Below are 19,813 nucleotides of genomic sequence, written 5' to 3' on the forward strand. Positions count from 1 at the left end.
GACGATCGACCGCGACGGCCCCGCTGCGGCGGGGCCGTCGTTCTGCCCACAGCGAGCCTGCGCGGTCACGCTAGGAGCGGCGGGTAGGCTGGACGGACCTGAGCGCCGAGGAGGAGGACAGCTGTGGCACGTACGAGCGAGAACGGAGACGTTTTCAAGTGCTCCTTCTGCGGCAAGTCGCAGAAGCAGGTCGAGCGCCTGATCTCGGGGCCGGGGGTGTACATCTGCGAGGAGTGCATCGAGCTGTGCAACGAGATCATCGCCGAGGAGATCCAGGCCGCTCGGCCCGCCGCCGAGGAGCAGGCCCCGCTGCCCGCCCCGCGTGAGATCTTCGACTTCCTCGAGGAGTACGTGGTCGGCCAGGAGCCCGCCAAGCGCGCCCTCGCCGTCGCGGTCTACAACCACTACAAGCGCGTGCGCGCGCAGGACGCCGCACAGGCGGCTCCGAACGCGAAGAGCGCCGCCGCGAGCCTCGCCGAGGAGGCGAGCGACGACCACGAGGACATCGAGGTCTCCAAGTCCAACGTCATGCTGGTGGGCCCCACCGGCTGCGGCAAGACCTACCTCGCCCAGACCCTCGCCAAGATGCTCGACGTCCCCTTCGCGATGGCGGACGCCACCGCGCTGACCGAGGCCGGTTACGTCGGCGAGGACGTCGAGAACATCCTGCTCAAGCTCCTGCAGGCCGCGGACTACGACGTGAAGAAGGCCGAGCGCGGCATCATCTACATCGACGAGGTGGACAAGATCGGCCGCAAGGCCGAGAACCCCTCGATCACCCGTGACGTCTCCGGCGAGGGCGTGCAGCAGGCGCTGCTGAAGATCCTCGAGGGCACGGTCGCGGCGGTGCCGCCGCAGGGCGGGCGCAAGCACCCCCATCAGGAGTTCATCCAGATCGACACGACGAACGTGCTGTTCATCGTGGCGGGCGCCTTCGCCGGCATCGAGGACATCATCGGCTCCCGCATCGGCAAGCGCGGCATCGGCTTCGGCTCCGAGCTGCACTCCCCGCTCGCGCAGGAGGCGCTGTACTCGAAGCTGCTGCCCGAGGACCTGCTGAAGTTCGGGCTGATCCCCGAGTTCATCGGCCGCCTGCCGGTGATCACGAGCGTCTCGAACCTCGATCGGGAGGCGCTGATCACGATCCTCACCGAGCCCCGCAACGCGCTGGTGAAGCAGTACCGCAAGATGTTCGCCCTGGACGGCGTCGAGCTCGACTTCGAGCGCAGCGCCCTGGAGGCCATCGCGGACAAGGCGGTCGAGCGGGAGACCGGTGCGCGCGGCCTGCGCGCCATCCTCGAGGAGTCCCTCCAGCCGGTCATGTTCGAGGTCCCCTCCCGGGACGATGTGGTCAAGGTGGTCATCACCGAGGGCGTCGTGACCGAGGGTCGGGCGCCCCTGATGCTCACGGGCAAGGACGCGGACCGCGAGCACGAGAGCGGCCGGCAGGAGCGCACCGCATGAGCGCATCCGGCCACGCGGGTGCCCCGCGGGAGGCGGAGGTCGCCCGGGCTCGGGAGCTGCTGGGCGAGGAGCGGCGCAGCATCGACAACATCGACGCCGCCCTCGTGCACCTGCTCGCCGAGCGCTTCTCCCACACCCAGCGCGTCGGTCTGCTGAAGGCCGAGCACGGCCTGCCGCCGGCGGACCCGGACCGCGAGCAGCAGCAGATCGAGCGCCTGCGCTCCCTCGCCGATGCCGCGGGGCTGGACCCCACCTTCGCGGAGGCCTTCATGCGCTTCATCGTCACCGAGGTGATCCGCCACCACGAGCGGATCCGCGACGAGGGTGCCGCCGGGGCCTGACCCGGCCCGGACCTCGTCGAACGCGCCCTTCGAGCCGAAACGGCTGATAGCATCCGGGGCATGGCTCGAAAGACGTTCCTCGACTGGCCGGTGATCCGGCAGCTGCGCGGGGCGGATCCGACGGGACGCGGCACCGCCGTCACGTCCCCGCGGACCCGCAGCACGACGCCGCGCACCGCGGAGGCGGACGGTGTCGTCGACAGCGTCTGCCCGTACTGCGCCGTCGGCTGCAGCCAGCGCGTCTTCCACAAGGACGGGCGCGTCATCAACATCGAGGGCAACCCGGACTCCCCGGTCTCCCGGGGCCGGCTGTGTCCGAAGGGCGCCGCGAGCGAGCAGCTCGCGAACTCCTACCTGCGCCAGACGAAGGTCCGCTACCGCCGCCCCTACGGGACCGAGTGGGAGGACCTCGACCTCGACACCGCGATGGACATGATCGCGGACCGCTTCCTCGAGGCGCGCCGGAAGCACTGGGAGGACGAGGACGAGCAGGGCAACCCCCTCCGGCGGACGATGGGCATCGCGAGCCTCGGCGGCGCGACCATCGACAACGAGGAGAACTATCTGATCAAGAAGTTCTTCACCGCTGCGGGCGCCATCCAGATGGAGAACCAGGCCCGCATATGACACTCCGCCACGGTTCCCAGTCTGGGAGCCTCGTTCGGTCGTGGCGGTGCCACGAACACGGTGCAGGACTTCGCCAACGCTGACCTCATCGTCATCGAGGGCTCGAACATGGCCGAGGCCCACCCGGTCGCCTTCCAATGGGTGGTCGAGGCGCGCAAGCGCGGCTCCCGGGTCATCCACGTCGACCCGCGGTTCACACGCACCTCCGCGAACGCCGATCGGCACATCCCGATCCGCACCGGCACGGACATCGTGCTGCTCGGCGGCGTGATCCGGCACGTGCTCGAGAACGAGCTGTACTTCAAGGAGTACGTGCAGGCGTACACGAACGCCTCGACGCTCGTCTCCGAGGCGTACGGCGACCCCGAGGACCTCGGCGGCCTGTTCTCCGGCTACGACCCGGAGACCGGCACCTACGACAACACCACCTGGGCGTATGCGGGTGATCCCGACGCGGTCGCGCGCGGCCTGCCCGAGCGGGACGAGACCTTGCAGCACCCCCGCACCGTCTTCCAGATCCTGAAGCGTCACTACGCGCGCTACACCCCGGAGATGGTGCAGGAGACCTGCGGCATCGCTCCGGAGGACTTCGAGTACCTCGCGAGTTCGATCGCGGAGAACTCGGGCCGTGAGAAGACGACGATGTTCGCCTATGCGCTGGGCTGGACCCAGCACCAGGGCGGTGCGCAGATGATTCGCACCTCCGGCATCCTCCAGCTGCTCATGGGCAATATGGGACGGCCCGGCGGCGGCATCATGGCGCTGCGCGGACACGCCACCATCCAGGGCTCCACCGACATCCCGACGCTCTACCACATCCTGCCCGGCTACCTTCCGATGCCGAAGGCCGGACAGGACGACTTCGACGAGTACACGCGGCTGGTGGGGAAGAAGGAGCAGAAGGGCTTCTGGGCCAATGCGGACATCTACACGATCAATCTGCTGAAGGCCTGGTGGGGGAAGCACGCCACCGCCGAGAACGACTGGAGGTATCACTACCTGCCCCGGCTCACCGGCGCGCACGGCACGTACCAGACCGTCATGCGGATGCTCGAGGGCGGGGTCGACGGGTACTTCCTGTTCGGCCAGAACCCTGCTGTCGGCTCGGCCAACGGGCGTATGCAGCGTCTGGGCCTGACGCATCTGAAGTGGATGGTGGTGCGCGACTTCTACATGATCGAATCGGCGACCTTCTGGAAGGACGGACCCGAGATCGAGTCGGGGGAGCTCTCCCCGGAGCAGATCGGCACCGAGATGTTCTTCCTCCCGGCCGCGAACCACACCGAGAAGGCCGGGTCGTTCACGCAGACCCAGCGCATGGTGCAGTGGCGCGACCAGGCCGTCGAGCCGCCGGGCGACGCGAAGAGCGATCTCGAGTTCATGTACGAGCTGGGACGCCGCGTGCGGGAGAAGCTCAAGGACTCCTCCGACCCTCGCGACCGGCCGATCCTCGACCTGACCTGGGATTATCCTGTCAACGAGCACGGCGAGCCGGACGCCGAGGCGGTCCTCGCCGAGATCAACGGCCGACACCTCTCCGGTGAGAGGGCCGGGCAGCCGCTGGCCTCCTTCGGGGAGATGAAGGACGACGGCTCCACGAGCGGAGGCTGCTGGATCTACTCCGGCGTCTACGCGGACGGGATCAACCGTGCCCGGAAGCGGACACCCGGTCAGGAGCAGGACGAGACCGCAGCCGACTGGGGCTGGGCCTGGCCCGGGAACCGACGGATCCTCTACAACCGGGCCTCGGCCGATCCCGAGGGCCGCCCGTGGAGCGAGCGGAAGAAGTGGGTCTGGTGGGACGAGGAGACCGGGACATGGACCGGGAAGGACGTGCCCGACTTCCCGCCCACGAAGCGTCCCGACGACCCCGGTGACCCGGGCAAGGGCGGCGCGGCGGCGCTGGCGGGGACCGATGCGTTCACGATGCAGTCCGACGGGCGCGGATGGCTCTTCGCGCCGACCGGCATGGTGGACGGGCCGTTGCCGACCCATTACGAGTCGCCGGAGTCGAACATCCCCAATCCTCTGTACCCCCAGCAGTCCAACCCCACCCGCGTCACCTTCCAGGACGAGGACAACCTCAGCTCGCCGGGCGCGTCGGCGCAGGGCGGTGAGGTGTATCCGTACGTGTTCACCACCTACCGGATCACCGAGCACCACACCGCCGGCGGCATGAGTCGGTTCCTGCCCTATCTCTCCGAGCTCCAGCCGGAGATGTACTGTGAGGTCTCCCCGGAGCTCGCCGCGGAGATCGGGCTCGAGCCCTACGGGTGGGCGACGATCATCTCGGCCCGCAACGCGATCGAGGCGAAGGTTCTGGTCACCGAGCGCATGACCCCGCTCCACGTGGGCGGGCGCACTGTCCACCAGATCGGCCTCCCGTTCCACTGGGGCCGCGGCAGCGCCGCGGTGGTGCAGGGCGACGGGGCGAACGACCTGATCGGGATGAACCTCGACGCCAACACGCAGATCCAGAACAGCAAGAACAACTCGTGCACGATCCTGCCCGGGCGCCGCCCCCGCGGGCCGGGCCGTGCCGAGCTGGTGGAGGAGTACCGCCGCAGGGCAGGTCTGATCCCCGCGCTGCACCCGCAGGTCGACGGGGCCGAGGGCGCTCCCGGTGCCGGCCCGGCCACGGGCGGGACCCCGCACGAGGTGCGCGGTCCGGAGGAGGCCACTGCCGTGCCCACGGGGGAGCCGTCGATGAAGGAGATGAGGAACCGATGAGCCTGCTCGCCGGACCGGAAGGACCCTCCGCGGACGCGGGATGGGACCACGACCACGAGCGCAAGGGGTTCTTCACCGACACCTCCATCTGCATCGGCTGCAAGGCCTGCGAGGTGGCGTGCAAGGAGTGGAACCGCAACCCGATCGACGGCAACCTCGAGATCCTCGGCTCGAGCTACGACAACACCGGCGAGCTCGGCGCGAACACCTGGCGCCATGTCGCCTTCGTCGAGCAGGGCCAGGAGCGGATCGAGGAGGCGCGGGAGTCCGGGCGCAGGCTCGTCAGCCTCGGCATGCCGGGGATCGGCCCGAAGTCCTCCGGCAGGCGCGGCGCGACCCCCGCCGGTGATCTCTCGGACGTGGACCGCACCCCGCCGGACACCCCCGAGTTCCGCTGGCTGATGTCCTCGGACGTGTGCAAGCACTGCACCAACGCCGGTTGCCTGGACGTCTGCCCGACCGGTGCGATCTTCCGCTCCGAGTACGGCTCCGTCGTGGTGCAGCAGGACGTGTGCAACGGCTGCGGCACCTGCGTGAGCGCCTGCCCCTTCGGCGTCATCGAGCGCCGCGACGACGGGACCGTCTCCCCGTTCGCCGTGCGCGAGGAGGAGGACCCCCGCCGCAACACCGCGAGCAAGTGCACGCTGTGCTACGACCGGCTGGTCGACGGCGAGCAGCCGGCCTGCTCCGCCACCTGCCCCACGCAGTCGATCACCTTCGGCGACCACCCCGATCTCACCGCCGACGCGAAGCAGCGGGTCGCGGACCTGCATGAGCGCGGCATGACCGAGGCGCGCCTGTACGGCGCGAACCCCAAGGACGGCGTGGGCGGCACCGGCTCGGTGTTCCTGCTGCTGGACGAGCCCGAGGTGTACGGCCTCCCGCCGGACCCGCAGGTGCCCACCAAGGCGCTGCCGAAGCTCTACGCCCGCACCGGCCTCGCGGCCGCGGGAATGGTCGCGGCCGTCGCGCTGTCCTTCCTGGGGGCGCGTCGATGAGCATCACCGAGTACGACGCGGACCGGCCGCCGGAGAAGCCCCGCCGTCGCGGCGGCGGAGGGAAGCGCCGTCGGCGTCGCGGCCTCGGCGAGGTCGGGATGGGCGACGGCTCCCGCGAGGGCGCCGTCGTCGAGGACGTCGAGATCGAGCGGTCCGAGCAGTACGACTCCTACTACGGCCGGCCCGTGGTCAAGGCGCCGCCGTGGAAGGCACCGATCGCCGTGTACCTGTTCCTCGGCGGCGTCGCCGGCGGCTCGGCGCTGCTGGCCTTCGGCGCGCAGTGCACGGATCGCCCGCTGCTGCGGCGCAATGCGCGCCTCACGGCGCTCGGCACCGTCGGTGTCGGCACGATGGCGCTCATCGAGGACCTCGGCCGCCCCGAGCGGTTCCTGAACATGATGCGCACCGTCAAGGTCACCAGCCCCATGAGCCTCGGCACCTGGGTGGTGGGAGGCTTCGCCTCGCTGTCCGGTGTGCTCGGCGCGCTCGAGGTCGACCGCCTGGCGGGGGAGAAGCTCCCGCTCGGGGCGCTGCGCCCCCTACTCCGGGCCGCCGAGAGACCGGCCTCTCTCGGCCAGGTCGCCCTCGCCCCGGTGCTCGCCTCGTACACCGGCGCGCTGCTGGGCAACACCGTGGTCCCCACCTGGGAGGCAGGCCGCGGCCACCTCCCGTACCTCTTCGCGTCCTCCGCGAGCCTCGCCGCCGGCGGTGCCGCGATGGTCACCACCCCTGTCGCCGAGGCCGGTCCCGCCCGGCTCCTCGCGGCCGCGGGGGTCGCCGGGGACGTGGCGAGCATGCACCTGATGAAGGAGTCGATGCATCCCCTGGAGCGGGAGCCGCTCGAGACCGGGACGCCGGGCAAGCTCCTGACCTGGGCGGAGCGCCTCGCGATCGCGGGCGGCATCGGCACCCTCCTCGGCGGGCGTAGCCGCGTGATCGCGGCGGCGAGCGGCGCCGCGCTGCTGACCGCCTCGGCGCTGACCCGCTTCGGGGTGCTGAACGCCGGGCTCGAGTCCGTGAAGGACCCGCGCCGCGTGATCGAGCCGCAGAAGGCGCGCCTGGCGGCCCGCCGCGCCGCCGGCATCACCGACGACTCGATCACCACCGCCGGCTGAGCGCTCGGGCCGACGGGCGCCTGCGTCCCGTCGGCCCGACGCGGTCAGCGCACCTGGATGCCCTCGCCCGCGACGGTCTCGCCGATCACCGGATAGCCGGGCACCTCGCCGATCACCAGCAGGCCGCCCGAGGTCTGCGCGTCGGCGAGCAGCAGCAGATCGTCCTCGTCGATGCCGGGCCCGGCCTGGACCGCATGGCGCACCCACTCGAGGTTCCGTCGCGTCCCGCCGGAGACGAACCCGTCCCGCAGCGCCTCCGCCGCGCCGTCGACCAGCGGCACCGACGCCCTGTCCAGGATCATCCCGACCCCGGAGGCGCGGCCCATCTTGTACAGGTGGCCCAGCAGGCCGAAGCCCGTCACGTCGGTCGCGGCCTTCGCCCCGGCGGCCAGAGCCGCCTTCGAGGCGTCCCGGTTCAGGGTCGTCATCACCTCGATCGCGGCGGCGGAGACCTCGCCGGTGGACTTCATGCGGTTGTTCAGCAGGCCCACCCCGAGCGGCTTGGTCAGCGTGATCGGCAGGCCCGCCTCCGCGGCGTCGTTGCGCAGCAGACGGTCCGGGCGGGCGGTGCCGGTGATAGCCATGCCGTACTTGGGCTCGGGATCGTCGACCGAGTGCCCGCCGATGACCGGCACCCCGGCCTCCGTCGCGATCGCGAGACCGCCGGCGAGCACCTCCTGCAGCAGCTCGTAGGGCAGGACCTCGCGGGGCCAGCCGACGAGGTTGATCGCGACCACGGGGTCGCCGCCCATCGCGTAGATGTCGCTGAGCGCGTTCGCGCCCGCGATCCGGCCCCAGTCGTGGGCGTCGTCGACCACGGGGGTGAAGAAGTCCGCGGTGGAGAGCACGGCCGTGTCGCCGTCGGGCCCGCCGATCCGCACGGCGGCGGCGTCGTCCCCGTCGTCCAGGCCCACGATCACCTGGTCGTACTGCTGCCCGGCGAGGGAGGAGACGACCTCCTCGAGCTCGCCCGGTGGGATCTTCGAGGCGCAGCCGCCTCCGTGCGCCATCGTGGTCAGGCGGATCGCGGGGCGGGACAGGGGCTGGATGGGGGAGTCGCTCATGGCCCGACCCTAGCCCGGGCCGCCTGGGGAGGGCGAGCGTCGTCCCAGGTCCGGCGGTGATATCGTCGCTCGCGGAGGCGTACGTGTCCTGGTGGGCGCCCCAGTCTTCAAAACTGGTGAGACCGAGCATCTCGGTCTGGCGGGTTCGATTCCCGTCCGCCTCCGCCAACTCTGCCGTCCGCCGCCGGGCGGACGCTCCGATCCCGTGCGCAGGAGGTCCCGTGCCCCAGTCCCCGAGCGACGCCGAGGGCACGACGACCCCGGGCCGGGGAGGCCACGGCGCCATCGGCCACGACGCGAAGGGCCCCGGCACGGCAGGCCCCGGCGCGGAGGACCCGCGTCGGCGGATCCCGCGCACGGATCGCCTGCTCGCCCTGCCCGAGGTCGCCGCGGCGAGCGGCGCGATGGGGGAGCGCGTGGTGCACGACCTGGTCCGCGCGGCCCAGGACCGGGCCCGCCGCGGCGAGATCGCCCCGGAGGACGTGACCGCCGCGGTGCTCGCCTCCCTCGGGGAGCACAGCGCCTCCACGTTGCGCCCCGTGCTGAACGCGACCGGCGTCATCGTCCACACGAACCTCGGCCGGGCCCCGCTCTCGGCAGCGGCCCGGCAGGCGGTCCAGGACGCCGCCGGGTACACCGACGTCGAGTTCGACCTCGCCACCGGCGCCCGCTCCCGCCGCGGCGCCGGCGCCCGGGCCGCGCTGCTCGCCGCCTGCCCCGCGGCGGAGGACGCGCTCGTGGTGAACAACGGCGCGGCCGCCCTGCTGCTGGCCACGACCGCGCTCGCCGCGGGCCGCGAAGTGCTGTGGAGCCGCGGGGAGCTCGTCGAGATCGGGGCCGGTTTCCGGCTCGCGGAGCTCGTCGCCTCCGCCGGGGCGCGGGTGCGGGAGGTCGGCACCACCAACCGCACCCATGCGAGCGACTATCGTGACGCGCTCACGGCCGGGACCGGTGGGGACCCGGGCTCCGCCGCCCCGGGGCCGGGCGCGCAGCCGGCTCCCGCGGACGAGCCGCCCGTCGGCGCGATCCTCAAGGTCCACACCAGCAACTACCGCATCGAGGGCTTCACCAGCGAGGTCGGGATCGCCGAGCTCGCCGCGCTCGCGCACGAGCACGGACTGCCGCTGATCGCCGATCTCGGCTCGGGTCTGCTGCGCCCCGAGACCGCGCTGCCCGACGAGCCCGACGCCGCCTCGGCTCTCGCCGCGGGGGCCGGCGTGGTCATCACCAGCGGCGACAAGCTCCTCGGCGGTCCTCAGGCCGGTATCCTGCTGGGCCGACGCGAGGTGATCGCGCGCCTCGCCCGCCACCCGCTGGCCCGCGCGGTCCGCGCCGACAAGCTCGCGCTCGCCGCGATCGAGGCGACCCTCGCCGGACCCGTCCCGCCCGTCCTCACGGCGCTGCGCACCGACCCGGACACGCTGCGGGAGCGGACCGACGCGCTCGCCGCCCGGCTCGGCGGCCGCACTATCGCCCATGACGGCCGCGTCGGCGGCGGGGGAGGGGCCGAGGTGCCGCTGCCCGGCTGGGCGATCGCGCTCGAGGAGGAGCTCGCCGCGGAGCTCCGCACCGGGGACCCGGCCGTCGTCGGCACCGTCCAGGGCGGCGCGTGCCTGCTGGACCTGCGCTGCGTGCCCGCCGAGGACGAGGACACGCTGGTCGGCGCCGTCGCCGCGGCGAGGGAGCGGCTGCGCGTCCGCGAGGACCGCCGGCGCCCCGAGCGCGCCTCCGCGCAGGATGCTGAGCAGGATCCCGGGCGATGATGCAGGTCATCGCCACCGCCGGGCACGTCGACCACGGCAAGTCCACCCTGATCCGCGCGCTGACCGGCATCGAGCCGGACCGCCTCGCCGAGGAGAAGCGGCGCGGCCTCACGATCGACCTCGGCTTCGCCTGGACCGTCCTGCCCTCCGGCCGGGAGGTCTCCTTCGTCGACGTGCCCGGCCACGAGCGATTCCTCGGCAACATGCTCGCCGGCATCGGCCCCGCCCCGATCGTCTGCTTCGTCGTCGCGGCCGACGAGGGCTGGCAGGCCCAGTCCAGCGACCATCGCGACGCCGTCGCCGCCCTCGGCATCGACCAGGGCCTGCTCGTGATCACCCGCGCCGACCTCGCCCCCGACAGGGTCCCGGAGGTCATCGCGCAGGCCCGCACGGAGCTCGTCGGCACCGGACTCGCCGACGCGCCCGCCCTCGCGGTCTCCGCCGTGACCGGGGAGGGGATGGACGCGCTGCGCGAGCGGCTCGACGAGCTCGTCGCCGCCGCACGCCGTCCCGACCCCGGGCAGCGGGTGCGGCTGTGGGTGGACCGCGCCTTCACCGTCTCGGGCGCCGGCACCGTGATCACCGGGACCCTCGCCGCCGGCACCCTGCACCGCGAGGACCGGCTGGCGCTGATCGGCACGCACGGCGGCGCAGAGCCCGGGGACGAGGGCACCGAGGTGCAGGTCCGCGGTCTGCAGTCCCGCGGCGGACAGCTCGCCGAGCTCGGCCCCGTCAGCCGCGCCGCCGTGAACCTCCGCGGCGTCGACGCGGAGCAGGTCGGCCGCGGCGACGCGCTGATCACCCCCGGGGCGTGGCACCTCAGCACCCAGGTCGACGTGCGCCGCAGCACCGGCGAGGACCTCGCGGCTGCCCCGGGCGAGCTGATCGCGCACCTCGGCACCGCCCAGGTCACCGCCCGGGTGCGCCCCTTCGGCGAAGAGCATGCCCGGCTCACCCTCGAGCGTCCGCTGCCGCTGGCCGTCGGCGATGCGCTCGTGCTGCGCGGCAGCGGCAGCCACGCCGTGCGCACCGGGGTGCGCGTCCTCGACGTCGACCCGCCCGCCCTGGCGGGGCGCGGCGACGGCCGCCGGCGGCAGGCCGTGCTCGAGGCGATGCCCGCGGGCGGGGACCTCGCCGGGGAGGTCGCACGCCGCGGCGCCGTGAGCGAGCAGGTGCTGCGCCGCTACGGCCTCGTCGTCCCCGAGGAGCTGCCCGACGGGGTGGAGCGCCGCGGCGAGCAGCTCGTCGACGCTCGGGCGCTCGCCGACTGGCGGGAGAGGCTGACCGCCCTCGTCGCCGAGGCTGTGCAGGCCGATCCGCTCTCCGCAGGCCTGCCCCGCAAGGCCGCCGCCGATGCGCTGGCGCTGCCCGCCCCGGAGCTGCTCGACGCGGTCGTGGCCGCTGCCGGCCTCACGCTCGAGGCCGGCCGGGTGAAGGACCCCTCCGCAGTCGCAGGCCTCGGCGCCGCCGAGGCACGGGTCGCGCAGCTCGAGCGGCGGCTCGCAGAGGCCCCCTTCCGCGCCCCGGAGGCCGAGGATCTCGCCGCCCTCCGCCTCGGGGCCCGCGAGCTCGCCGCCGCCTCGGCGCAGGGCCGGCTGCTGCGACTGCCCGACGAGGTCGTGCTGCTGCCCACCGCGCCCGCGCTCGCGATGCGGGAGCTGGCCCGGCTCGAGCAGCCCTTCACCACCAGCGAGGCCCGCCAGGCGCTGGGGACGACGCGCCGCGTCGCGATCCCGCTGCTCGAGCATCTCGACGGCCGCGGCTGGACCCGCCGGGTGGACGCCGGGCACCGGGAGATCGTGCGCTGAGCCCTGGCCGCGGAGCCTCCTGACTCACCGCTGTCCCCGGCATCGTCCCGGGGCGTGCACCGACTGCTCGGGGCGGGCGCCGACGTGCCGAGCGCGTCAGCGGTGGCCGGCGAGCCAGGCGCGGTGCGCGCCGAGCAGGGCGTTCTGGGCGCGGCTGTGGTTCGGGGGACCGAGCAGCACGGCCGGCGAGGTCGGCGACTCCCACAGGGCCCGCACCTCGACCTGGCGTCCGTCGCGCAGCTGCGCGATCGCGACCACCCGTCGGCTCGTGGGCGGGGTCGGCGAGCTCAGTGCGGTCACCTCGTGCTCGCCGTCGTCGCAGCACGGCGGGCCTCGAGGCCCGTCGATGGGGAGTACTCCCCATGGTCGGCGCAGTACGGTCTGCCTAGGCTGAGCTGCGTCGCCGTGCCCGGCTCGGCCGACAGAAGCAGAGGGGCGGGGCGGGACCGGACACGATCCCGTCGCACGACGAGGACTTCGGGGGAGAGATGTTGGCAGGCTTCCAGGGCGGCGACACGGAGCAGATGCGACAGCAGGGGGCCGCCTTCGAGCAGGGATCGCGGACGGTCGATGAGATCACCGACGCCGCGACGAGGCTCATCGACTCCGTGCCGTGGATGGGACCGGACGCGATGGCGTTCCGCGCTCTATGGCACGGGGTGATCGCGCCCGGCCTGCGCGCGAAGGCCGAGGACCTCCAGGGCCGCGGCGAGGAGATCCGCCGCCACGCCGAGGAGCAGGACGAGGCCTCCGCCGGGGACGGGGGCGGACTGCTGGACGTCCTGCGTGACCTGTTCCCGGTGCCCTTCCCGGGCCCGCTGATGCCGCTGCCCGCGCCGATCCCCGGACTGCCCCTCACCCCGGGCGTCATCGACCACCTCCGCAAGGACCTCGAGGACTGGTTCACCGGCGGCGACGGCGACGGGCCGCAGGAGTTCTTCGGCGATCCCGGCTTCACCTCGCGCGGCGCGAAGTACGGGGACGACCGACCGATCGGCGAGCAGATCGCCGGCGGCGACTCGCTGTGGGACGGGCGCGAGATCGACGAGAGCTTCGGATTCCTCGACGGGTACGCGGGATACGACTACAGCGCCGGCACCAACGTCACCACCGATCCGTACGGCAACGTGACCGGGACCCTCGGCGGGCGGGGGAGCGCGGAGATCGGCATCGACGACCGCCTCGAAGGACCTCTCGGGACCGGGATCCAGGCCGGCGCCCGGGTGGGCGCGGAGGGCTACGCGGAGGCCGGAGGCACCGTCGGACCGGACGGCTTCGCCGCCGGAGCCCGCGCCGGGCTCGGCGCCTATTCCACGCAGTACGCCACCGTCGACTCGCCGCTCGGCAGTTCGGGGACCATCAGGCAGGACCTGTACGCCGGAGCGAACGCCAGCGCGAACGCGTACTCCCACGTCACGCGCAACGAGGACGGTCAGGTCAACGGCGTCAGCCAGGGCTTCGACGCCCGGGCCTTCGCCGGGGCGCAGGCGACCCAGACCTTCGAGGCGACCGCGCCCGGCGGTTGGTTCTCGGGCTCGACCTCGATCAGCGAGAAGGTCGGCTACGGGGTCGGGGCGGGCGCGGGGCGGACGATCTCCACCGACGAGATCTCCGTCAGCGTCGCCGGATCGATCGCGAAGGATCTCGGACTCGGCGGCTCCACCACCATGGCGGTCCATCCCAACCAGATCGTGAACACCTTCACCCCCGGCGACTACGACATCGACGACGCGATCGGCGACGCGTCCGGAGCGTTCCAGGGGGCCACTGACTACGTCTCCGACAAGTGGCCGTTCTGAGCAGCGTCGCCGTCGGCCGGATCACCGTCGCACCCAGCACCGAGCGCCGGCGGTCAGCCGCGGCGGGTCAGCGTCGTCCCGGCGTCCAGCCCTGCTGAGGGCCCCGGGCCTGCGCCCACCACCGGGCATGCGAGGCGACGAGGTCGCTCGCCGCCTCCCGGTAGGCGCCGTCCGCGCTGTTGCCGCCCTCTCCCGAGGACATGGCCAGCGCGCCGATCACCTGCACCCTCCCGTCGCGGCGATGCAGCGCGACGGCGCGGGGACCCCCGCGGCCCGAGGGCACTTCGACGTGGGCGATCTCCGAGAACAGGACGACGCTGGGGGCCCCGAGCGCCCCGTACCAGGTCACCCGGTCCGGGCCGACGAGCACGCGGCGCCGCGCCCCGACCAGTGCCATCACCGCTCCGGCGAGGCCGAACACCGGGAGGCCGAACAGCATCCCGAGCAGGGCCGGGCTGCGCGTGAGGGACCAGCCGAGCACCGGCACGGCGCCGAAGAGCAGGACCGCGACCACGACGATGGCCACGCCCATCCACAGGAACATCCGGTTGACCCCGGAACGGTACGTGCGGATCGGCATGGCCCTCGCTCCTCCCGCGTCCGGTCGCTCAGGCCTTGCTGCGCGGCTGCTTGACCGGCGGCTCGCCCAGCTCGACGTCGCGGGCGGTGATCCCCTCGCCCGCCCCGGCGACCAGCTCGAGCTTCTCGATCCGGCCGAGCGCCGTGAGGTCCGCCGCGGCGGCCTCGAGGTGCGCGAGCGCCGCCTCGGGAGCCTCGACGGTCACGGCGAGGATCGGGGTCTTCTGGGAGACCTTCGCGTCGGACTTGATGCGCCGCACCACGATCGCGGCCTGGGCGACGGAGTCCACGAGCGCGGAGTCCTGGCCCTGGGCGGCCTCGCGCAGCGGCGCGGACTCCGGCCAGGGCTGGGTGTGCACGGAGCCGCCGCGCCACCACGACCAGACCTCCTCGGTCGCGAACACGATCACCGGCGCGAACAGGCGCAGCAGCACCTCGAGCGCGATCGCGAGCGCCGCCCGCGCGGAGGCGGCACCGGCCTCGCCGGCCGGAGAGTTGCCGTGGGCGCGCTCCTTGACCAGCTCGATGTAGTCGTCGCAGAAGGCCCAGAAGAACGGCTCGACGGCCTCGAGGGCACGGGCGTAGTCCATGTCCTCGTTCGCGGTGGTGGCCTGGTCGACCACGTCCGCGAGCTGCGCGAGCAGCGCCCGGTCCAGCGGATCGGTGACCGCCGACGGATCCGCGGCGAGACGGCCCGACGGGTCCGCGGGAGCCTCGCCGAAGCCGAGCGCGAACTTCGAGGCGTTGAGGATCTTGATCGCGAGGCGTCGGCCGATCTTCATCTGCCCCTCGTCGAAGGCGGTGTCCACGCCCTGACGCGCCCGGCCCGCCCAGTAGCGCACGCCGTCCGAGCCGTGCTGCTGCAGCAGGCCGATCGGGGTGACCACGTTGCCCTTGGACTTCGACATCTTCTTGCGGTCGGGGTCCAGGATCCAGCCGTTGATCGAGGCGTGCTTCCACGGCAGCGCGTCCTGCTGCAGGTGGGAGCGCACGACCGTGGAGAACAGCCAGGTGCGGATGATGTCGTGGCCCTGCGGGCGGAGGTCCATGGGGAAGATCTTGGAGAACAGCCCGTCCTCCCCGTCGTCCGAGTTCCAGCCGCCCGCGAGCTGCGGGGTCAGGGACGAGGTCGCCCAGGTGTCGAGGATGTCAGGGTCGGCGACGAAGCCGCCGGCCTGGCCTCGCTGCTCCTCGGTGAAGCCGGCCGGCACATCGATCGTCGGATCGATCGGGAGCTCGTCGACGCTCGGGGTGAGCACCGTGTCGTAGTCGGTCTCGCCGTCGGTGCCCACGGCGTACCAGACCGGGAAGGGCACACCGTAGAAGCGCTGGCGGGAGATCAGCCAGTCGCCCGCCAGGCCCTCGACCCAGTTGCGGTATCGGGACTCCATGTACGCGGGATGCCAGGTCAGCTCCTCGCCGCGGGCGATGAGCTCGTCGCGCAGCCCGCCCTCGGAGGAGTCGCGGCCGCCGTTGGTGAGGTACCACTGGCGGGAGGTGACGAACTCGAGCGGCTTGTCGCCGTTCTCGTAGAACTTCACCGGGTGGGAGATCTTCTTCGGCTCGCCGACGAGATCGCCGGACTCGGTGACCATCTCGACCACGCGCTTCTGCGCGCTGAACACGGTCAGGCCCGCGAGCTCGGCGTAGGCGGCCTGGCCCTCGGCGGTGGTGATCCACGGCGCCTCGGGCAGGAAGCGGCCGTCGCGGCCGACGACGGAGCGGGTGGGCAGCTCCAGCTCGCGCCACCAGATCACGTCGGTGGAGTCGCCGAAGGTGCAGATCATCGCGATGCCGGCGCCCTTGTCCGCCTGGGCCAGCGGATGCGCCTTCACGGGCACCTCCACGCCGAACAGGGGAGAGGTGACGGTGGTGCCGAACAGGTCCTGGTAGCGCTCGTCGTCGGGGTGGGCGACCAGGGCCACGCAGGCGGGGAGCAGCTCGGGGCGGGTGGTCTCGATGCAGACCTTGTCGCCGGTGCCGTCGGTGCGGGTGAAGCCGATGCGGTGGTAGGCGCCCTCGCGGTCGCGGTCCTCCTGCTCGGCCTGCGCGACGGCGGTGCGGTAGGTGACGTCCCACATGGTGGGGGCCTCGGACTGGTACGCCTGCCCGGCCTCGAGGTTCTCGAGGAAGGCGCGCTGAGAGGTGGCGCGGGAGTGGGCGTCGATCGTCTGGTAGCTGTGGTTCCAGTCCACCGACAGGCCCAGGGTGCGGAAGACCTCCTCGAAGGACTTCTCGTCCATCGTGGTCAGCTTCTCGCACAGCTCGATGAAGTTGCGGCGGGAGATCGGGACCTGGTTCGCGGCCTTGGAGGACTTGTTCGAGCCGCCCTCCATCGGGGGCGTGAAGTCCGGGTCGTAGGGCAGCGAGGGATCGCAGCGCACCCCGTAGTAGTTCTGGGCGCGGCGCTCGGTGGGCAGGCCGTTGTCGTCCCAGCCCAGCGGGTAGAAGCAGTTCTTGCCGCGCATGCGCTGGTAGCGCACGATCATGTCGGCCTGCGAGTAGCCGAAGACGTGGCCGATGTGCAGCGAGCCCGAGGCCGTGGGCGGCGGGGTGTCGACGCTGAACACCTGGTCACGGGTGGTGTCCTCGTCGAAGGCGTAGAGCTGCTGCTCGCTCCATACGCCGTCCCACTTCTCCTCGAGGCCCTCGAGCGAGGGGCGATCGGGGATCGAGGTCTGGGCGTCAGGGCGCGATGCGGTGTCGGTCATGGGGGTCATTGTTCCAGGTCTGCGTCCCCGTGCAACGCAGGCGTCAGCACTGTGAGCGCTCTCGCGCCACGGCCTTCCCCGCTTCCCGAGCCGAGCGGCCGATGGCCTGAGCGGGTCCGTGGCGGCACGGTCGGGCGAATGCACCATCTGATGCCGCCATGAGCCCGTCGGCGACGCAGCCGACGCTCACGGCACGCGCGCGGTCCACTCCTCGGTGCCGAACTTCGTCTCCACCAGCTCGCGGGCCTTCGCGAGCTCGTCCTCGGTGTACAGCGAGTCGACGGTGTCGTAGCGGGCGCGGAAGTACTCGAGGAACCCCTCGATGATCTGCTCGCGGGCGAGGCCGGTCTGGGAGCGCATCGGGTCCACGCGCTTGTTCGCGCTGCGGGTGCCCTTGTCGGAGAGCTTCTCGCGGCCGATCCGCAGCACCTCGCCCATCTTGTCCGCGTCGATGTCGTAGCTCATCGTCACGTGGTGCAGCAGCACGCCGCCGGCGAAGCGGCGCTGGGCGGCGCCGCCGATCTTGCCCTGCTCGGAGGCGATGTCGTTCAGCGGCACGTAGTGGGCCCTCACCCCGATCTCCGCGAGCGCGCCCATCACCCAGCCGTCCAGGTACGCGTAGGCCTGCTCGAAGCTCAGCCCCTCCACCAGCGAGGTGGGCACCACGAGGGAGTAGGTGATGCAGTTGCCCTGCTCCATGAACATCGCGCCGCCGCCGGTGATGCGGCGCACCACCCCGATGTCGTGCTTCGCGGCGCCCTCGGCGTCGATCTCGTTGCGCAGCGACTGGTAGGAGCCGATCACCACCAGCGAGGAGTCCCAGTCCCAGATCCGGAAGTGGGGGCGGCGCCGCCCGGCGATGACCTCCTTCGGCAGCACCTCGTCGAGCGCCACGTGCATCACCGGGGGGAGGACGACGGGCGGGATCACGTCGAAGGTGAGGTCGTCCCAGCTCGAGGCGTGCCCGAGGGCGCGCCGCACGGCGATCGCGACCGCCTCGGAATCGAAGCCGATCATCTGCACCGGCTCGGGGAGGGCGGCGAGACGGTCGGTGATCGCGGCGCCGAGCTCGGCGGCCGTCGCCTCGGTCGCCATACCCTCGAGCGCGGCGTTCAGGTCCTCGAGCGCCTCGTCCGGCTCGAGGAAGAAGTCGCCGAACACGTGCGCCGTGGCGATCCGGCCGTCCTGGGCGGTGACGTCGACGGCGACGAGCTTGCCGCCGCGGACCTTGTACTCGCCGTGCATCACCGGTGTCTCGCTCGAAGCATCCATGACCCCATCCTCGCGCATCGCCGTGCGCCGCGGCGGGGCCGACGGGTCATGCCGCGCCGGCCGGCCGTGCGGAGTCGCCGTGCCGACGGGGCACGGGGCCGACGAGCACGGGCCGCGAGATCACGGGATCGTCAGCGAGCGCAGCGCCCGGTGGACCTCCCACACGAAGTCCGCGGTGGACTGGCTCTTGCGGGGCGCCACCGCATAGGTCTCCTCCGGCCGATCCGCCGTCGCCTCGCGCGTCACCTTCGGGATCAGATGGGTCCAGTCCCGCTCACCGCCCACCCAGATCCGGTAGGTGGTCCCGGTCTCGTCGCCGCGATGGAGCAGGCGCAGCCCCATCGAGGTCGCGGTCAGCGCCGGCTGTCGCCGTGCAGGGGCGGCGTCGAAGCCGCGGTCCCGCAGCAGCAACGGGTTCAGCACCGCCCACAGCAGAAGGCGCGCCCCCTCCACCTCCGGGGAGGCGGGGGCGCCGATCAGCTCCTGCGGCGCGGGCATCGCGCCCTCGTCGGTGCGCCAGGCCGTGCGGCGGGCGAGCGTCTCCAGGCGCTCCGTCGCCTCCGCCCTCTCCTCGTCGGTGCGGGGCAGGCCGATGCCCAGCGGAACCGGCTCGTGGCCGGCGCGCTGGAGGTGCACGGGCGTGCCCTGCTCGACCTCGCCGAACTCGAGGCCGGTGCGGTGCAGGCGCACCCCCGCCTGGAGATGGGCGTCGGTCTGGCCGCGCCGGGTCGAGAAATGCGGGCTGGTGCCCAGCAGGTCGCGGGAGGCGCGGTGCATGACGTCGAGGTGGCCGCGGAACTCCCGGGCGACCGACTTCTTCGTCAGCAGCCGCTTCGCCTCCACCGGGTACTGCACGATGGGCCGGCCCGAGTTCTCGCCGATCTCCCCGATCGTCTCCCACAGCGCCTGATGGCCGGGGTCGGCCTTCGCCATCCGCCGGGCGAGGGAGCGCCAGCTCGTGGCCTGCACCCGCTCGGGCAGCTGCTCCTCGCCGCCGACGAGGTCGCTGCGGCGTGAGACCGTCAGCAGCAGATGGTGCTCCGAGGTGCCGAGCGCGGCCAGGTGCTTCTCGAGCTGGGTGGTGCGCAGCAGCCCGTCCGTGCTCACCACGATGCCGAGGCGGGCGCCGTCGTCGGACTCGGGGGAGGTCGGGAGGATCTCGGCGACCAGGTCGGGGGAATGGCGGTCCAGGCGCGGCGCGGCGACGATGCTGCCGGTGGCGCGCTCGGTCCGGAGCACCGTGCGCAGGAACGCACGGCGGCTGCGCGGGGCCATCAGCACGAACTCGAGCATGTGGCGGAGGATCGCGTCGGCGCGCACGGGGCGCTCGGTGCGCTCGGCGCTCTCCGGGGCGTTGACCGTGCGCTCGACGGCGTAGGTGAGCATCTGTCCGACGGTGGCGTAGGAGCGGGCCATGGTCCTCCTTCTCTCGCGTCCCGGCCGCCGCGGCGGGCCCTGCCGGGGAGGGAACGTGGATCAACCAGTATCCCCCGGGGACAGTGTTTATCAGCGCAGGTCGCAGCGCACCGTGTGTCGTCGTGT

At 72.6% G+C, this 19,813-nt stretch carries 14 protein-coding genes and 1 tRNA gene; 9 read left to right on the forward strand and 6 right to left on the reverse strand.

The window, feature by feature from the left end:
* The first annotated feature begins 123 nt into the window (after positions 1–123).
* Genes clpX through nrfD form a run of 5 tightly spaced genes read left to right on the forward strand, consistent with a single transcriptional unit; the run spans position 124 to position 7,275 of the window.
* Positions 124–1,464 carry an ATP-dependent Clp protease ATP-binding subunit ClpX gene (clpX, locus tag L3K22_RS06275; protein WP_263310623.1) on the forward strand — a complete coding sequence of 447 codons (1,341 nt, stop codon included), beginning with the start codon at positions 124–126 and terminating at the stop codon, positions 1,462–1,464.
* Positions 1,461–1,805 carry a chorismate mutase gene (locus L3K22_RS06280; protein WP_259883140.1) on the forward strand — a complete coding sequence of 115 codons (345 nt, stop codon included), beginning with the start codon at positions 1,461–1,463 and terminating at the stop codon, positions 1,803–1,805. The genes clpX and L3K22_RS06280 overlap by 4 nt, the downstream gene beginning before the upstream one ends.
* Positions 1,806–1,865: 60 nt before the next feature.
* The gene (gene fdnG, locus L3K22_RS06285) at positions 1,866–5,162 is read left to right on the forward strand and encodes a formate dehydrogenase-N subunit alpha (protein ID WP_263310624.1); all 3,297 of its coding nucleotides are present in this window, start codon (positions 1,866–1,868) and stop codon (positions 5,160–5,162) included.
* The gene (locus L3K22_RS06290; protein ID WP_263310625.1) at positions 5,159–6,160 is read left to right on the forward strand and encodes a 4Fe-4S dicluster domain-containing protein; all 1,002 of its coding nucleotides are present in this window, start codon (positions 5,159–5,161) and stop codon (positions 6,158–6,160) included. The genes fdnG and L3K22_RS06290 overlap by 4 nt, the downstream gene beginning before the upstream one ends.
* The gene (nrfD, locus tag L3K22_RS06295; RefSeq protein WP_263310626.1) at positions 6,157–7,275 is read left to right on the forward strand and encodes an NrfD/PsrC family molybdoenzyme membrane anchor subunit; all 1,119 of its coding nucleotides are present in this window, start codon (positions 6,157–6,159) and stop codon (positions 7,273–7,275) included. The genes L3K22_RS06290 and nrfD overlap by 4 nt, the downstream gene beginning before the upstream one ends.
* A gap of 44 nt (positions 7,276–7,319) precedes the next feature.
* Here the strand turns inward: nrfD and selD are convergent, their stop codons facing one another.
* Positions 7,320–8,339 carry a selenide, water dikinase SelD gene (gene selD, locus L3K22_RS06300; protein ID WP_263310627.1) on the reverse strand — a complete coding sequence of 340 codons (1,020 nt, stop codon included), beginning with the start codon at positions 8,337–8,339 and terminating at the stop codon, positions 7,320–7,322.
* 73 nt (positions 8,340–8,412) lie between these two features.
* Here selD and L3K22_RS06305 point away from each other — a divergent pair.
* From L3K22_RS06305 to selB, 3 genes are all read left to right on the forward strand, one after another.
* Positions 8,413–8,507: transfer RNA gene (locus L3K22_RS06305), tRNA-Sec, on the forward strand.
* A gap of 116 nt (positions 8,508–8,623) precedes the next feature.
* Positions 8,624–10,102 carry an L-seryl-tRNA(Sec) selenium transferase gene (locus L3K22_RS06310; RefSeq protein ID WP_263310676.1) on the forward strand — a complete coding sequence of 493 codons (1,479 nt, stop codon included), beginning with the start codon at positions 8,624–8,626 and terminating at the stop codon, positions 10,100–10,102.
* Complete coding sequence (gene selB, locus L3K22_RS06315; protein ID WP_263310677.1) at positions 10,102–11,910, forward strand: selenocysteine-specific translation elongation factor; 1,809 nt, start codon at positions 10,102–10,104, stop codon at positions 11,908–11,910. Before L3K22_RS06310 ends, selB begins: the two co-directional genes overlap by 1 nt.
* Before the next feature lie 96 nt (positions 11,911–12,006).
* On the opposite strand, the gene L3K22_RS06320 is transcribed toward selB, so the two are convergent.
* A complete protein-coding gene (locus tag L3K22_RS06320) occupies positions 12,007–12,210 on the reverse strand; it encodes a hypothetical protein (RefSeq protein WP_263310628.1) in 204 nt (67 codons plus the stop codon).
* Between the two features lie 188 nt (positions 12,211–12,398).
* On the opposite strand from L3K22_RS06320, the gene L3K22_RS06325 reads away from it, so the two are divergent.
* Positions 12,399–13,709, forward strand: a complete 1,311-nt coding sequence (locus tag L3K22_RS06325) for a hypothetical protein (protein WP_263310629.1) — start codon at positions 12,399–12,401, stop codon at positions 13,707–13,709.
* Positions 13,710–13,776: 67 nt separating this feature from the next.
* Here L3K22_RS06325 and L3K22_RS06330 read toward each other — a convergent pair whose 3' ends face one another.
* The 4 genes from L3K22_RS06330 to L3K22_RS06345 all read right to left on the reverse strand — a co-directional run bounded on the left by L3K22_RS06330 (position 13,777) and on the right by L3K22_RS06345 (position 19,687).
* Positions 13,777–14,289 (reverse strand): hypothetical protein, encoded by a 513-nt coding sequence (locus tag L3K22_RS06330; RefSeq protein ID WP_263310630.1) that lies wholly within the window; start codon positions 14,287–14,289, stop codon positions 13,777–13,779.
* A 28-nt stretch (positions 14,290–14,317) separates the two neighbouring features.
* A complete protein-coding gene (valS, locus tag L3K22_RS06335) occupies positions 14,318–16,999 on the reverse strand; it encodes a valine--tRNA ligase (protein WP_263310631.1) in 2,682 nt (893 codons plus the stop codon).
* Positions 17,000–17,185: 186 nt separating this feature from the next.
* Complete coding sequence (gene lplAB / locus L3K22_RS06340; RefSeq protein WP_263310678.1) at positions 17,186–18,244, reverse strand: lipoate-protein ligase LplAB; 1,059 nt, start codon at positions 18,242–18,244, stop codon at positions 17,186–17,188.
* A gap of 147 nt (positions 18,245–18,391) precedes the next feature.
* The gene (locus L3K22_RS06345) at positions 18,392–19,687 is read right to left on the reverse strand and encodes a hypothetical protein (protein WP_263310632.1); all 1,296 of its coding nucleotides are present in this window, start codon (positions 19,685–19,687) and stop codon (positions 18,392–18,394) included.
* Positions 19,688–19,813: the final 126 nt, after the last annotated feature.

It is taken from the genome of Brachybacterium atlanticum, from assembly GCF_025669985.1.
Taxonomy (GTDB): Bacteria; Actinomycetota; Actinomycetes; order Actinomycetales; family Dermabacteraceae; genus Brachybacterium; species Brachybacterium conglomeratum.

Excerpts from the sequence above, each read along its gene's own strand:
- L3K22_RS06280 (WP_259883140.1), top strand. The coding sequence starts at position 1,461 with ATGAGCGCATCCGGCCACGCGGGTGCCCCGCGGGAGGCGGAGGTCGCC.
- L3K22_RS06290 (WP_263310625.1), top strand. The coding sequence starts at position 5,159 with ATGAGCCTGCTCGCCGGACCGGAAGGACCCTCCGCGGACGCGGGATGG.
- nrfD (WP_263310626.1), top strand. The coding sequence starts at position 6,157 with ATGAGCATCACCGAGTACGACGCGGACCGGCCGCCGGAGAAGCCCCGC.
- selD (WP_263310627.1), bottom strand. The coding sequence starts at position 8,339 with ATGAGCGACTCCCCCATCCAGCCCCTGTCCCGCCCCGCGATCCGCCTG.
- selB (WP_263310677.1), top strand. The coding sequence starts at position 10,102 with ATGCAGGTCATCGCCACCGCCGGGCACGTCGACCACGGCAAGTCCACC.
- L3K22_RS06325 (WP_263310629.1), top strand. The coding sequence starts at position 12,399 with ATGTTGGCAGGCTTCCAGGGCGGCGACACGGAGCAGATGCGACAGCAG.
- L3K22_RS06330 (WP_263310630.1), bottom strand. The coding sequence starts at position 14,289 with ATGCCGATCCGCACGTACCGTTCCGGGGTCAACCGGATGTTCCTGTGG.
- valS (WP_263310631.1), bottom strand. The coding sequence starts at position 16,999 with ATGACCGACACCGCATCGCGCCCTGACGCCCAGACCTCGATCCCCGAT.
- lplAB (WP_263310678.1), bottom strand. The coding sequence starts at position 18,244 with ATGCACGGCGAGTACAAGGTCCGCGGCGGCAAGCTCGTCGCCGTCGAC.
- L3K22_RS06345 (WP_263310632.1), bottom strand. The coding sequence starts at position 19,687 with ATGGCCCGCTCCTACGCCACCGTCGGACAGATGCTCACCTACGCCGTC.